This is a genomic window from Rhodococcus sp. AC861, from assembly GCF_979256035.1.
Genome location: NZ_CEEDMW010000001.1, coordinates 778,907 through 792,646, shown reverse-complemented (window position 1 = coordinate 792,646; position 13,740 = coordinate 778,907). Strand labels below are relative to the sequence as shown.

Annotated in this window: 15 protein-coding genes; 3 read left to right on the top strand and 12 right to left on the bottom strand. The window is 62.2% G+C overall.

Annotated elements, in window-relative coordinates; translation table 11 throughout:
• Position 1: 1 nt before the first annotated feature.
• Both AC0IX4_RS03810 and AC0IX4_RS03805 read right to left on the bottom strand, forming a co-directional pair.
• Positions 2-661, bottom strand: coding sequence for a TetR/AcrR family transcriptional regulator (locus tag AC0IX4_RS03810; RefSeq protein ID WP_056071144.1), 660 nt, complete (start codon positions 659-661; stop codon positions 2-4).
• Between the two features lie 148 nt (positions 662-809).
• A complete protein-coding gene (locus AC0IX4_RS03805; protein ID WP_471828113.1) occupies positions 810-1,259 on the bottom strand; it encodes a zinc-binding dehydrogenase in 450 nt (149 codons plus the stop codon).
• Positions 1,260-1,310: 51 nt separating this feature from the next.
• Between AC0IX4_RS03805 and AC0IX4_RS03800 the strand changes: the two genes are divergently transcribed.
• Positions 1,311-1,733 (top strand): EAL domain-containing protein, encoded by a 423-nt coding sequence (locus AC0IX4_RS03800; protein WP_471828112.1) that lies wholly within the window; start codon positions 1,311-1,313, stop codon positions 1,731-1,733.
• A 178-nt stretch (positions 1,734-1,911) separates the two neighbouring features.
• On the opposite strand, the gene folE is transcribed toward AC0IX4_RS03800, so the two are convergent.
• The 6 genes from folE to AC0IX4_RS03770 form a co-directional block, all read right to left on the bottom strand.
• Positions 1,912-2,511, bottom strand: coding sequence for a GTP cyclohydrolase I FolE (gene folE, locus AC0IX4_RS03795; protein WP_471828344.1), 600 nt, complete (start codon positions 2,509-2,511; stop codon positions 1,912-1,914).
• Between the two features lie 354 nt (positions 2,512-2,865).
• Positions 2,866-3,783 (bottom strand): LLM class flavin-dependent oxidoreductase, encoded by a 918-nt coding sequence (locus AC0IX4_RS03790; protein ID WP_471828110.1) that lies wholly within the window; start codon positions 3,781-3,783, stop codon positions 2,866-2,868.
• Between the two features lie 70 nt (positions 3,784-3,853).
• Positions 3,854-4,501 (bottom strand): TetR/AcrR family transcriptional regulator, encoded by a 648-nt coding sequence (locus tag AC0IX4_RS03785; RefSeq protein ID WP_471828109.1) that lies wholly within the window; start codon positions 4,499-4,501, stop codon positions 3,854-3,856.
• Positions 4,502-4,633: 132 nt separating this feature from the next.
• A complete protein-coding gene (locus tag AC0IX4_RS03780) occupies positions 4,634-6,115 on the bottom strand; it encodes an MFS transporter (protein WP_471828108.1) in 1,482 nt (493 codons plus the stop codon).
• Positions 6,116-6,328: 213 nt separating this feature from the next.
• Positions 6,329-7,588, bottom strand: a complete 1,260-nt coding sequence (locus AC0IX4_RS03775) for an amidohydrolase family protein (RefSeq protein WP_471828107.1) — start codon at positions 7,586-7,588, stop codon at positions 6,329-6,331.
• A gap of 67 nt (positions 7,589-7,655) precedes the next feature.
• Positions 7,656-8,525, bottom strand: coding sequence for a TIGR03560 family F420-dependent LLM class oxidoreductase (locus AC0IX4_RS03770; RefSeq protein WP_471828106.1), 870 nt, complete (start codon positions 8,523-8,525; stop codon positions 7,656-7,658).
• 185 nt (positions 8,526-8,710) lie between these two features.
• Here AC0IX4_RS03770 and AC0IX4_RS03765 point away from each other — a divergent pair, with 185 nt between their 5' ends.
• The gene (locus AC0IX4_RS03765; RefSeq protein WP_471828343.1) at positions 8,711-9,652 is read left to right on the top strand and encodes an enoyl-CoA hydratase/isomerase family protein; all 942 of its coding nucleotides are present in this window, start codon (positions 8,711-8,713) and stop codon (positions 9,650-9,652) included.
• A gap of 54 nt (positions 9,653-9,706) precedes the next feature.
• Here AC0IX4_RS03765 and AC0IX4_RS03760 read toward each other — a convergent pair whose 3' ends face one another.
• On the bottom strand, positions 9,707-10,963 hold the full coding sequence (locus tag AC0IX4_RS03760; protein ID WP_471828105.1) for a TetR/AcrR family transcriptional regulator: 1,257 nt from the start codon (positions 10,961-10,963) through the stop codon (positions 9,707-9,709).
• Between the two features lie 34 nt (positions 10,964-10,997).
• On the opposite strand from AC0IX4_RS03760, the gene AC0IX4_RS03755 reads away from it, so the two are divergent.
• The gene (locus tag AC0IX4_RS03755) at positions 10,998-12,443 is read left to right on the top strand and encodes an amidohydrolase family protein (protein ID WP_471828104.1); all 1,446 of its coding nucleotides are present in this window, start codon (positions 10,998-11,000) and stop codon (positions 12,441-12,443) included.
• A 122-nt stretch (positions 12,444-12,565) separates the two neighbouring features.
• On the opposite strand, the gene AC0IX4_RS03750 is transcribed toward AC0IX4_RS03755, so the two are convergent.
• The 3 genes from AC0IX4_RS03750 to AC0IX4_RS03740 form a co-directional block, all read right to left on the bottom strand.
• Positions 12,566-12,832, bottom strand: coding sequence for an oligopeptide/dipeptide ABC transporter ATP-binding protein (locus AC0IX4_RS03750; RefSeq protein WP_471828103.1), 267 nt, complete (start codon positions 12,830-12,832; stop codon positions 12,566-12,568).
• Positions 12,833-12,896: 64 nt separating this feature from the next.
• The gene (locus AC0IX4_RS03745; RefSeq protein ID WP_471828342.1) at positions 12,897-13,343 is read right to left on the bottom strand and encodes an ATP-binding cassette domain-containing protein; all 447 of its coding nucleotides are present in this window, start codon (positions 13,341-13,343) and stop codon (positions 12,897-12,899) included.
• A 239-nt stretch (positions 13,344-13,582) separates the two neighbouring features.
• A complete protein-coding gene (locus tag AC0IX4_RS03740) occupies positions 13,583-13,675 on the bottom strand; it encodes a hypothetical protein (RefSeq protein WP_471828341.1) in 93 nt (30 codons plus the stop codon).
• Between the last annotated feature and the right edge of the window lie 65 nt (positions 13,676-13,740).

Below are 13,740 nucleotides of genomic sequence, written 5' to 3'. Positions count from 1 at the left end.
GCTAGTTCCCGATGCCCCAGGTTCGCGCGTGCGTGTCGAGCCCACTGACGAACAATTGGAGACCGAAGGCGAACTCGTCGTCCAAGCTCACCGTTTCCTCGGCGTCGACGGCCGACGATGCCGGAAAGTCCTCGGGATCGAGTGTCGACCACACATCGGGACGCTGATCGACACCCCCGGGACGCGACGACTGGACACCGAAGCCCAACACGAATCGAGCCAGACTCGACCATGCCCGCACAGCCTGAGGTGGTTCGAAACCTGCATGCAGCAACCGGGCGAGACAGCGTTCACGCAGGCGTACGGCGTTCCGCCCTGCCGGTATTCGTTCGAGCATCAGCGGTGCGATGTTCGGATGACGACGCAACACCGCGAACATCTCCCGCGCGCTCACCGACAGCGCCACTTGCCAGCTGTCACCCTCGGCCGACTCGCTCAACGTGACGGCCTCGCCCATCACAGAGTCGACCACCTGCGCCACCAGATCGTCGCGACTGTCGAAATGCCGGTACAACGTCGCCGTTCCGGACCCCAACCGCTTCGCAAGACCCCTCATGGTCAACGCGTCGACCCCGTCATCGTCGACAAGTGCGACCGCGGCCGACAGGATTCGGTCCAGCTCGACGGGTGGCCGACCTGGAGACCGACCTGACAGGGACATGACCCCATTATCGCCGAGGCACAGAGCGTGTCCGACGTTGCACCTCGTTCACCGTCCTGGTCTCGACATCCGCCGCGGCTGTGGCGGAGAAGCGCGATGACATCGACTCGAACACCGCCCGAGGGTAGTGCCGGTCCTTCTCCTGACGTCAGCGCACGTGTGTAGTCACCGATGACCGCAGGATGCCGGGGCGCGTCGGCACCAGCACTCGTGCGAGATCTGCCAGCGGCACGGGAGTGTCGATTACCTCGGCCCACGGGTACCGTCCCTCCGTCGCGTCGAGGAACGCCACAGCCTGCGAGAGGTGACGGGGTTCGTAGTTGTGCACTCCGGTGATGGCCCACCAGTTCCGGACGACAGCCTCGGGGTCGACGGAGATCGGCGGGCCGGGGGTCACCGATCCGGCCAGGACGAACCGGCCCCCGATGTCGAGCCGGTGGAGTGCGGATTGCAGGGCCGCCGCTGCCCCGGTGAAGTCGATGATCACGTCCGCGTCGCCGCCGTCGTCGTCGATCCCTCCGAAGCGTCGAGAGATGTTCTGTCGGCGCATCTCACCCGGCGCCGGCGACTCTCCGCACCCTGGAAACATCCACGTCAACGTTCTCCTTGTCGAACTCGACACTGCGCACCTCGAAGCGCGCTGCGCTCCGTGTTCGACACCGGCCTCCTCCGACCCCACCAGCTGGTCCTCGAAATCGCCGAGAACGCCATCGCACCGCATCACGACGACGTCCGCCGCGGCATCGCGAGGATGCAAGCCCTCGGCGTGCGGATCGCCCTCGACGGCTTCGGCAGCACCGACACCAGCCTGTCGATGCTCGCGGCGCTCGACGTCGACATTGTCAAACTCGGACCGGTACTCGCCGACGCACTCGATCGACTCCCCAGGATGGCCACCATCGTCCACTCCCTGTGGCAGATGGCCGAAAGCCTGGACGCCGTGGTCATCGCAGAAGGTGTCGAACGGCCGGGGCAGCTCGACATGCTGCGCCACCTCGAAGTGCCCCTCGCCCAGGGGTACCTGCTCGGGATTCCCCACATCGACACCGCGCAATCCGCCACCACGATCTGACGCCGCGAATCTCCGACGACCGACGTGAAGCGATCGGTTTCCGTCCACAGAAGTCCTTGGAAGTCCACCGCCGGTAGTGGACATTCCTGCGCTGAACTGCATCCATAGCCACTGACGTCCACCCGAGTCCACTCTGCCGCGCGGATGAGCTCAGCCAGCCTGAGGTATCGGCCTACGATCAACGAAAAATCAAGCTGAGCGCCTCGGCGCGAGATGATGGGTTCGACCGAAAGCTACCACGGACCGCCGATGTCACCGTGTTCGCGCCTGGCTTCCTGATACCACGCATGGACATACACAGGTGCACTGCTTCGATTACGACGATCACTCCGTCGGGTTCGAGCTTTCGCATGACCGCATCGGCCACCTGACTTGTCAACCGTTCTTGGACCTGTGGGCGTTTGGAGTACAAGTCCACCACGCGTGCGAGTTTCGACAGCCCGGTGACTTTACCGCTGACACCCGGTATGTATCCCACGTGAGCGACTCCGTGAAAGGACACCAAGTGATGTTCGCAGGTCGAGAACATCGGTATGTCTCGGACCAGTACGAGCTCGCGGTGCCCCTCGTCGAACGTTGCGTCCAGTACAGAGTCCGGATCGACGAAGAGGCCCTCGAACTGTTCGCGGTACGCACGTGCAACGCGGCCAGGAGTGTCTGCCAGACCGTCTCGGTCGGGATTCTCACCCACAGCAACCAGCAGCTCTCGGACCGCTGCCTCCGCCCTCGACCGATCGAAAGTAGCGCCCGGCCTCGGCAAGTAGCTCCCGTACCCCAGTACCCGCGTCTTGCTGTCTTGTTCTCTTTCGTTCTCCGACAACGTCTCACCTCTTATGGACACCTGGAGCCGACCCGCTTCCGTCCGGAACACCAACCCTATCGCAACGAAATGAATAAAAGTTCACCGTGGTGATGCAGATCGTCGAGTACCCGAAGTGATGACGGGTCGTGAGTTGGACACTTTCCGCGATGGTTTGTCGAATGTTGTCGCCGTCGGCGCCGAGTGCGCAGGTGGCAGTCGAGTGTTCGTAAACGGTACGGAGGCGCCCCGGCCGCAAGATCAGCCGGAGGACGAGTAGAAGCACTTTGCCCCGGTCAGAGGACATCTACCGGCCGCGTGAGAACTCGCCGATCATCGAACCCCGGGTATGACGTCTCGGCCGAAGACGTCGATGGCATCGAGGTCCGCCAGGTCGTGCGTGCGAATGATACAGAGATCCACCCCACGTGCCCCTTCGGCATCGAACATCTCGACCAACTCGTCTGGAGTCCCGATCATCGCGGGCCCCCAGCCCGACTCGGGTAGACGACGGAGGGTGCGTTCGGCCACCTTGGCCCGCATCGTTTCGTCGGTTACGATCCCGACGGCATATTGCGCCGACACCTTTGCCGTGCCTCGACGAGGCATCAACTCCTCCAACAGAGGACGTGACGCGCCCGGACAGTTCCACCAATCCGCATACCGCTCCACCAACGGCATCGTCAACGACGTTCCGGCACCGCCGATGTGAATCGGAATGTGCCCCTGGACGGGGGTCGGACGTCCGAATGCACCCTCGAGCCGAAAGTGTTGGCCTCTGTAGTCGAATCGCTCGCCGGCGAACATGAGCCTGAGAATGTCGATCGTCTCCGCGAGCTGCTGCGCACGCGCCCGGCGCGAACCGTACTCGAAGCCGAACATCGACATTTCGGCTTCGATGGAACCCCATCCGATGCCCAGATCGAGCCTGCCGTCGGAAAGCCGGTCTACGGTCGCTGCCATCTTGGCGAGGAGCGAAGGATGACGAAACGGGTTGCATGAGACCAGGTTGCCGATGCGTATCGTAGACGTCGATACGGCAATCGCCGAAAGCAATGTCCAGCTCTCCAGGGAGTCGACCTCGGTGGCTGCGGGGGCGAACAGATGATCCATCAACCAGAAGGAATCGAACCCGGCTTTCTCGGCCCGTCGTGCGCACTCGAGAGAATGTTCGGGTGTCATATTCAGTTGCGGGACATAGAGTCCGAACTGGGTGTTGCGCGCGCTCGTCCTCGACGATCCCCTGTCCATAGGAGACAACGGTAGTTCTTGGCCCGCTCGATGACAAGAAATTCAGAGCGACGAACGCTAGTTCGGACAATTACTGGCGTGTCACCGGTGCCAGCCACAGCCCGCAGAGACAGTCGATCAGATCTGTGCTCACAGCACCCCAGTCGGCGCTCTCCCCGTTGGCACTTCTGCGCGCGAACGCCCGTTCTCGATCTGCGATCACATGGATCATCAAGGTGCGCGCCATGTCTCCCCGCGCTGCGTGTACGTCCGCCGGAAGGTCGGGTAAGCACATTTCCAAACCCGCCACCGTCGACTTCAGAGCCGACGACGCCAGAGCCTCCTCGTACATGATCGACCGGAGCGTCGGGTCGGTCAAGATTTGCGCGCTGAAGCGGGCGTACCACGTCGGGTTTCCCAATCCTGCAAGGTGATCCGTCGAAGGGCGGACCAGGCATGACAACCAGTCGCGAAGGTCGTTCGAGGTGGACATCGTGGTGAGCATCGACCTTCGCAACGCATCCACCCTCATCGCATGCTTGGCAACGATCGCTCGGACGAGGTCGGTTTTCGTCCCGAAATGATAACCGACGGCAGCACTGTTTCCCTGCCCGGCAGCCTCACTCACCTGGCGGTTGGACACGGCGAACACGCCGCGCTCGGCGTAGAGCTGCTCGGCGACTGCAAGTATGACTTCACGCGTATCCACCGAACGCACGGTTTTGACTTTCACGTCCATAATCGACACCTCGAGAGCCGCTCGTACGGTTGACGGTGGAGCCGGTCGGCCCCACCCGGTGCGCCTCGACTGTCCGACAGATCGATCCGCCGCCCAACGCTGTGCACAGCGGGAATATCGAGGCTGTGCCGATCAGCGGTGTGCCACCAGGGGTGTGCCGACCTCGTTCGCTGCGCCGGCGAGGACCGCGCGCCCTTCCTCCGATCTGATTCTTGCGCTGGGAAGAAAAGAGGTCAGTACGAATGCGACGACTGCCGCGCCTGCCGCGATACCCATCACCACCTTGAACGCACCCTCGGACGGCATCGAGACCGAGCCGGCCCCAACGCTCATCTGGGAAAGGATGACACCGGCCACAGCACTCGCAAAAGACGTACCGATAGAACGCATCAGCGTGTTGAAGCCGTTCGCCGCAGCAGTCTCGGAAGCCGGCACAGCGCCCATTATCAAAGCGGGCATTGCGCCGTACGACAGGCCGGTTCCCGCACCGATCACCATCGACACGATGGCTAATTGCCACACCTGACTCATCATGAAAATCCCACCGCCGTATCCGATGGCAACAACGACTGCCCCCGACATGAGGGTGATCTTTGGCCCCACCGTCGTCGTGATCCTGGACGAGATCGGAGCGAACAACATCATCACCACGCCGGACGGCGCCATGACGAGGCCCGCGACCAACATCGATTGCCCCAGCCCGAATCCATTCGAATCCGGGAGCTGAAGTACCTGCGGAAAGACCAGGCTCTGCGCGAACATAGCGAAACCGAACACGATCGATGCGAGGTTGGTGAAGAGGACCTGCCGTCCCACAGTTACGCGCAGATCGACCAGCGGCCGCGCCACACGCAACTCCCACCAGCCCCACAGCCAGAAGGCGACGGCGGCGGTCGCGAAGGAGATCAGGGTTGCCGAACTCGACCAACCCCAGGCGGCCCCCTTGGAAATGGCGAGCAGCAGTCCGAGCAACGCGGCGGACAGCGACAGTGCACCGACGAAGTCGAACTTACCCCCCGACCGCACCTCCGATTCGGGCACGATCTTGACGACCAAGAAGGCGACAATGGTTCCGAGAACAGCCGCGGTCCAGAACAATACGTGCCAGTCCGAGTACTGGGATATCACTGCTGCCACGGGAAGGCCCAGCGCACCGCCCACACCGAGCGATGCGCTCATCAGCGCGACCGAGCCGGGCAGTTTGCGATCGGGGAGGACGTCGCGCATCACGCTGATGCCGAGCGGAATCACGCCCGCCGCGAACCCTTGAAGTGAGCGGCCGACGATCATCGGGATCAAGCTGTCGCTCATGGCACCGACAATGGAGCCGACGACCAGGAGGCCCAGCCCCGTCAGCAACATCAACCGCTTCCCGAACATGTCCCCCAACCGGCCCATGGTCGGCACGGCTACTGCGCCCGCAAGCAGCGTGGCGGTGATTACCCACACCGTATCCGCAGCGGTTGCGTTCAGCAGTCTCGGCAGCTCGGGGATCACCGGAATCAGCAGGGTCTGCATCAACGACACCACGATCCCCGCGAAGGCGAGGACGGCGACGACTCTCCCGGTTGCCGGTGCCTCGGCAGCGGCGGCAGAACCATCCGTCACGTTCATGGGGCGCTCCTCGCATAATGAGATATCAGATCCAACGGCCGATCAAGCACCTAATTTAAATTAAACCACGTGCTCGAATTAAGCAATCGCGATCGCCCCGATATGCGAGTCATCCTCGCCTCTCCCATTGAGTCACCGAACAAGCAAGTCCCGCGCAGCCGATAGCTGCGCGGGACCTTGGTTGGCTTGCCGTAGAACTGTGTTCGTCTCCGATCAGCTGGTGTGTGCCAGATCGTAGAGCTTCCGCCACTCGTGCTTCGACCGAATGGTCGTGTCCACGTCGGGTGTCGATGCCCGGAGCGCGCCCACCGTCGCATCCGCCTTCGAAATGTGTTTGAACGGATCGATGTCGAAGAATCTGCAGGTGTTCTGCCAGAGGATCTTGTTCATTTCGTCGTCCGGAATGCCGACATTGGACATCTCGGCGTTGACGAATTCCGGCGCGTTGGGCCAGATCGCGTCCGAGTGCGGGTAGTCGCACTCCCACGCGATGATGTCCAGCCCGATATCGTGACGAACCTTCAGCGCCGTCGGATCCGTGACGTAGCACGCCAGGGAATGCTCCTTGAAAATTTCGCTGGGAAGTTTGCCGCCGAAATCGTGGCCGAGCCACCTCTGGTTCGTGTAGTGCCTGTCGCACCGGTCCAGGTAGAAGGGAATCCACCCGATGCCCGCCTCGGACCAGGCGATCTTCAGATCCGGGTACTTGTGCATCGCACCGCCCCACAGCAGGTCCTGAGCCGCGAACGTCGACACCTGGGTCGCCAGAATGATCATGTTGTCCAACGGCGCCTCCGGAGCACCGTTGATCGCGCCGAAGCCTTGCCCGATATGCAGGCACATCACGATGTGCAGGTCGGAGATGGTCTGGAGGAACGGGCCCCAGTACTCGAGATCGTGGTAGCTGGGCAGACCCTGCAGATGGGGCAGTTCCGGCATCGTCACGGCCTTGACGCCCTTGGCCGCGACGCGCTTGACCTCTTCGACCATGGCCTCTTGGTCCCACACCGGAATGATCGCGCACGGGATCATTCGACCCGGGTACGCCGTGCACCATTCGTCGATGTGCCAGTCGTTGTATGCCTTGAGCATGATCAACGCCATGTCCTTGTTCTTCGCCTCCTGGAAGTAGCGAGCGCTGAAGCCGGCGAACGAAGGGAAGCACATGGAACTGACGATGCCGTTGCGGTTCATGTCACGGATCCGCTGATGGATGTCGTAGGCACCCGGACGCATTTCAGCGAAGGTGGAAGGGTTCAAACCCCACTCTTCGTTCGGCCACCCGACGACGGCATTGAGCCCGATGGTCCCCATCGAGTTACCTTGGAACCACCAACGCTCGTAACCGTTTTCGTCGACGATGCTCTTGGGCGCCTGATCTTTCCATTTTGCCGGGACGTGGTTCTTGAACATGTCCGGGGGTTCGACGACGTGATCGTCGATACTCAGCATGATCATGTCTTCAATCTTCATTGCTGTTCCTTTCGGTCGATCTGTGAATGCTGGGCGCTGTCGAGGCTCTGTGACGATCGGTCCGGAACTACCAAGAACCGACCTCGGAAATGACCTTGGATCCGAGCAACTCCAATGGTTCCGGACCACCGAGGTCGGGAACCGCGCCGTAGACGGTCGTGAACCCCAAGTCGTGCAGTCGACGTAGATCGCCGAGCAACGCGTCGACCCCGCCGTCGTTCTCGATATCGAAGTTGACCAGTGCAGTTTTCTCGATTTCGGAGGGGTCGCGACCGATCTCTTCGCAACGCTCGTTCAAGCGCGTGATCTTCTGTGCCGCTTCTTCCCCGCCCCACACGTTCATCGCGTCGGCATACTTCGCAACGAGCTTCAAGGTTCTGAGTTCGCCACCGCCGCCGAGCAGAATGCGGGGGCGCGGACTCGACACCGGCGCGGGCACATTGAGCGTCTGACCGAGCTGGTAATTCTCGGTCACGTACTTGTCCTCACTGGAGCTCCACATCTGAAGGACGATCTTCAGGGTCTCCTCGAGTCGACGAAACCTTCCGTCGTGATCATCGAACGGCAGTCCGAGGCCCGTTGCCTCCTGCTCGTTCCACCCGGTCCCGATGCCCAACCAGGCGCGTCCGCCCGACAACACATCGAGGGTTGTGACGATTTTCGCGAGCAAACCGGGGGCTCGATACGTTGCGGCGGTGACCAACGTCTGCAGCTCGATCTTCGAGGTGCTCCCTGCGAGAAACGCAAGGACCGTGTAGGCCTCGAGCATCGGTTCGTTCTCTTCACCGATCAGGCTGATCTGCCAAAGATGATCGGTGATGCTCAACCGTTCGAAGCCCACGTCCTCCGCCGTCTTGGCGATGTGGACGAGCGCGGGGCCCATCGCATCGGGCGGACCCAGATGTGAGTAGTCGTTGAGGTGTAGACCGAGTTTCATACTGCGCTCCGTACCGCCCGGGGTCGGGCATCGAGGGCAACTTGCAAGTTAGCCGAGCGTAGATGCGAGATGCAGTTCACACAAGTGAAACTTGGTTCAATGTTCTGATATTTTATTCGATACGTCGTGAACCGCACCGTGTCCGACGACCCTCTGCGAGGATCACCCTCATGTCCGATCCGGCCCTGATCGTCGCACTCGACCGTACCGATCTGCCCCGGCCGGAACATGTTCGAAGTCCGTCGTGTGTCATCGGCATCTCCAGCTCCGGCTCGGTGTCGACTGCGGGGGAACCATGGCTCGATCGTGCAGATTTCAGCCTCACGGTCGCAGAAAGCGACGATCCGAGATTCATCCGCGTAGATGACATTGCTGCGGTGGTGGACGACTGCCGTCGTCGGTTGTCGGACCATCCGACGTCGGCACGGGTGCTGTCCGATGTTCTACGGTCCACCTACTCCGAAACGTCCGCAGGCCTGATCCTCGAGTCACTCGGCTACTCGACTCTTCAAGCCGGCGTCGAATTCGAGCACTGGTTGGCGACACAGAAGCCGCAAAGACGTCGAAGCGGGACGGGTTGCGTGCTGCTGGATCGTGACGGCGACCGACTGGCGATCACCTTGAACCAGCCTGACCGACACAACGCGTTCAGCGACGTGCTCCGTGCAGAACTTCTCGATGCATTGTCGGTCGCACTCCTGGACGCCGATATACGAGCTGTTCACCTGTCCGGGGCCGGCCCGTCCTTCAGCAGCGGTGGTGATCTCGCCGAGTTCGGATTGTTCGAGGACCCGGGGAGTGCGCATGCTGCGCGCATGGACCACAGCCCCGCGCTCGCACTGGACTCGTTGGCGAACTCGCTGCCCGGAGGGCTCTCGGCACGCGTACACGGGGCTGTCCTCGGTAGCGGTCTGGAGATGGCTGCATTCTGCACCGACATCGAGGCTCACTCCGACAGTGTGTTCGGTCTGCCCGAGCTCGATCTAGGATTGATCCCCGGGGCGGGCGGCACCGTGAGCGTCTCGCGCCGAATCGGTCGGTGGCGTACGGCCTACCTCGTTATCAGTGGGAGCCGAATCGATGCGGCCACCGCAGCGGCGTGGGGACTGATCGATCGCGTGAACTGAGACCGGTCCCCGTCTCGATCACCCGGCCGCTTTCAGACTGCCGGACGAACTCACCTAGAGGTTGAGGAAACCCCGTAGCACGACGTTCCGCAAGAAGCTGTGGGAACGCTGGACCGATGTGCGCGCGTAGCCCTCATAGCAAACCCAGTGCGCGTATCGAACATGGGGCGCGACGGCACGCGGCCCGGCGAAGTTCCTGATCGATCCATCGGCCTGACCCGCTGCCACCACCCTTTGCACAAGTTCGAGGCGCTTCTGTGTCTCCGCGGAATACGCCGTCAGAGGTCCATTCTTAGAATCCGTTGGAGGCGCAAAACGCAAAATATCCGTTTCCTGCCGAAATCGTCGGCGCGCGTGCAAGGACACCAGACCCAGCGCATCGAGGCTCTCGACAGGTGACGTTCCTGTCGTGAGCGCCGTCTGGACAGCAGACTTGATAGCGGCTGTGAAGGTTTCGACGGTATCGACCAGAATTGCCTCCTTGGAGTCGAACCGGCGATACAGGGTCGGCATCCGGACTCCGGCGGCGTCGGCAACGTTCCTGATAGTCGTTGCGTGGTATCCCCGTCGAGCGAACTCACCTCGGGCGGCCGTCACGATTCGCGCCTTGATGTCGACGTCGTCGAGGGACTCGGGCTCGGGCCACGAAGCCACCGCCTGTTTGGCCGCGAGAACGGCCGCAGAACGGTTCAACTCGTCGTCGGGCGGGCAGTTCGTTGCCAAGCCGTGCATCGTCAACGCGCACAGGTTGTCGGCAAGTGGGCGGGCATCCCGACGACCGGGAAAATGAGCGCCGGCGTCCACCGACATGGTAGTGAGCGCGAACCGCAGCAGGCCCGATTCACGTCTGCGGGCCGGCTTGTTCTCAGCCAGGTTGTCCACGGCGCGCTTCCACAGCCGATCCAAGACCGTGATGTCGAAACTGCGGGCATCGACGAACCGACTCGATGCAACGGTAGGCGGCTCGAATGCCCGCAATCGAACGGCGGCCCCGTTCTCCAGACTCACGCTCACCACCCCGGTCACGAGTTCACGCAAGGAGTCGATCGCGTCCACATCGGAGAAGCTGTTCCGCAGCGTCGTCCCGAGGCCATCCAGATCGCTCGCAAAACGCTCGAGAACAGCGACCGCAATATCTTCCTTGGAATCGAAATGGTGATACAGACTACCGGGTAGGACACCCAGCTCCCCCGCGATGTGGCTCATCGTCGTGGCCGCGTAGCCCCGCTCCACGAACAGCTTCGCCGCTCCTTCACGAACCTCCCGCAATCGGTGCCCCTCGCTACCGGCCACATCGCTGGAACCTGCCACTCCGCGCCCTCTCGCCGATCTCACACCCAGTAGTATGCTCTGTGCAGCCGGAACTACAGTCGATAGCATGCACAACGGGATTCCTACGACCCTGCGGCGTGATGGGGTACCGCCCGACAACGCACCCAGTGTTCTGGTCGTCAACGGGAGAACGCTCACCGATGGCCCCCTTTCTCTACGGTTGCGAGGGGGACGTATCGAACGGCGATCTCGCCGAATCGACCCCGCGGAAAACGATGAGGTCATCGATGCGCGCGGGGGCACGATCGTTCCCGGTCTGCATGACCACCACCTCCATCTCAGGGCCACGGCCGCCGCGTTCGAGTCCGTCGACCTGAGCGTTCTGTCGACTGCGCCCGGCTCGAGGTTCGAGGAGGCGGTGCGTACAGCGCCGATCGGCGCGGACGGGTGGGTCCGGGTGATCGGGTACCACGATTCCATGGCCGGTCACCTGAATCGGTCCGTGCTCGACCGGCTTCGGTCGGATGTGCCGATACGGATACAGCATCGCAGCGGTGCCATGTGGTTCCTCAACTCCCCGGCTCTCCGTGCACTCGACTTTGACGAGCGATCGGATGGCAGGTTGTTTCGGCTCGACTCGGCCCTGCGGCGACTGTCGCCAGACCACCACAGCACATTGCACAACGTCAGTGAAACGCTGACGTCGTTCGGTGTCACCGGATGTACTGATGCCACGCCGGACGCGAGTCGATCGGACCTCGACTACTTCGACACCGAGATTCATGCAGGACGTCTTCAGCAGAGACTTCACGTCCTGGCGCGGGACGACGGCCGACCGCACGAATTCACATTCGGAGCGGTCAAGAAAATACTCGACGACGAACATCTGAACTTGGACGAACTTGTGGGATGGATCGACGGCGTACATTCCGGTGGACAATCGGTAGCGATTCATTGCGTCACGGTCGCTCAGCTGGTTTTGACGACCACCGCTTTGACGGAAACCGGTGTTCGCGAGGGTGACCGAATCGAACACGCCGCCATGGTCCCGAACGACATAGTCGACCAGTTACGAGCTCTCGGGGTCGTCGTCGTAACTCAGCCCAACTTCGTAGCAGAACGCGGAGACCAGTATCTCGCGGACATCCACCCGGAGGAACACCATCGCATCTGGCGGGTCGGTTCGTTGATTCGCGCCGGTATTCCGCTGGCGTCGAGCACCGACTCCCCGTTCGGCAACATCGATCCCTGGCGCAGCATCAGAGCCGCAGTCGATCGAACATTGCCGTCGGGACGATCGATTTCGCCGTCCGAATCCATCGGCGCGGCAGAGGCTTTGGCGTTGTTCACGGGAAGCGGACCCAGTCCGCACATACCTCGGCGTCTGGAGGTCGGCCGACCGGCAGACCTGTGCATCCTGAAAGCACCCCCGAGCACGGTCCTGGACGAGTTGTCGCGGGAACTGGTGCGGACGACGATCATCGCCGGTGCGGTCATGTACGACAACGCTGATCACTGACCACGTCGGGGTGAACTCGGCGATGGCTCCGGTACGTGCGAGAGACTACTCAGGCGACGGAACCGGTGTCGGCGTGAGCGGGAAATGACACGGGACGTAGTGACCGGATTCTACTTCCCTCATCACGGGTTCTTCGGTCTTGCAGCGATTTCGACCTTCGGACACCGCGTCTGAAACCTGCAGCCGGGCAGCGGTGACAGTGCCCACGGAACATCGCCCTCCAGCGCCGGGCCGGCGAAACCCTCCTCGGAATCGGTCAGTGGGACGGAATCGAGCAATGCGCGGGTGTACGGATAGGCCGGACCGTCGTACACCTCGACAGCATTACCGAACTCACAGACCTTGCCGAGATACATCACCATGACGTCGTCACTGACAGCCCTCGCCACGCCTAGATCGTGGGCGATGAACACGATGGTGAGGTCCAGTTCCGCTTCAGAGCTTCGAGGATGTTCAAGATCTGGGCCTGGACGGAAACATCGAGCGCGGACACCGGCTCGTCGCAGACAGCAGCCCGGGTTCCAGGGCCAAAGCGCGGCCGATGGCGACCCTCTGTGCCTGCCCACCCGACAGCTGGCGGGGCAACATCTCGGCAAATCTGTCTTCCCCGAGGCCCACTTGATCGAGCACTGCAGTCGATCTCTCCCGACGCTCCTCCTTCGATGCGCCTGCAACCGCCAACCCTTCGACTACCAGATCCCTGACCGCGCGCCGCGGGTTGAGAGATGCGACCGGGTCTTGGAAAATCATCTGCATGTCGCGTCGCAGTTCTCGCATCCGACGTTCGCCGACAGCTTCGATGTGCTCGCCCGGGAAACGGATGGTTCCCGACGTGACGCGGTCCAAGCGCAGGACTGCGCGGCCGGTCGTGGATAAACCGCATCCGGATTCGCCGACGATGCCCAGCGTCTCTCCCCCGAGAACGTCGAACTGATGGCGGAGACCGCCTGAGCGACCCCCGCCGACGTCGGAGAGTCGACGACAAGATTCTCGACACTCAACAACGCGTCGCCGCCGCGAAGAGGAGCAGTTCCACTACCGGCCATTACCGCCACCACCTGTTGTCATCGGTCTTCTGTCGGCTACTGGCGCGAAGCATGCAACGTCGTGGTCGGTGCCGACAGACTCCATTTCCGGGCTCATTTCTGCGCCGTCGAGAGGGCATGCCCGCATCTCGGAGCGAATCTGCACCCAGCCGGCGGACTCACGGGCTTCGGCAGGCTCCCCTCGATCAGCCTGAGTGGTGTGTGTCGCGGATGGTGGATGGTGTGGGTTGCGCCAGCAAGGCGTGGGTGTA

Bases quoted from the DNA above. Each gene is read 5' to 3' on its own strand.
- AC0IX4_RS03755 (WP_471828104.1), top strand. From the start codon at position 10,998: ATGCTCTGTGCAGCCGGAACTACAGTCGATAGCATGCACAACGGGATT.
- AC0IX4_RS03810 (WP_056071144.1), bottom strand. From the start codon at position 661: ATGTCCCTGTCAGGTCGGTCTCCAGGTCGGCCACCCGTCGAGCTGGAC.
- AC0IX4_RS03780 (WP_471828108.1), bottom strand. From the start codon at position 6,115: ATGAACGTGACGGATGGTTCTGCCGCCGCTGCCGAGGCACCGGCAACC.
- AC0IX4_RS03775 (WP_471828107.1), bottom strand. From the start codon at position 7,588: ATGAAGATTGAAGACATGATCATGCTGAGTATCGACGATCACGTCGTC.
- AC0IX4_RS03785 (WP_471828109.1), bottom strand. From the start codon at position 4,501: ATGGACGTGAAAGTCAAAACCGTGCGTTCGGTGGATACGCGTGAAGTC.
- AC0IX4_RS03770 (WP_471828106.1), bottom strand. From the start codon at position 8,525: ATGAAACTCGGTCTACACCTCAACGACTACTCACATCTGGGTCCGCCC.
- AC0IX4_RS03790 (WP_471828110.1), bottom strand. From the start codon at position 3,783: ATGGACAGGGGATCGTCGAGGACGAGCGCGCGCAACACCCAGTTCGGA.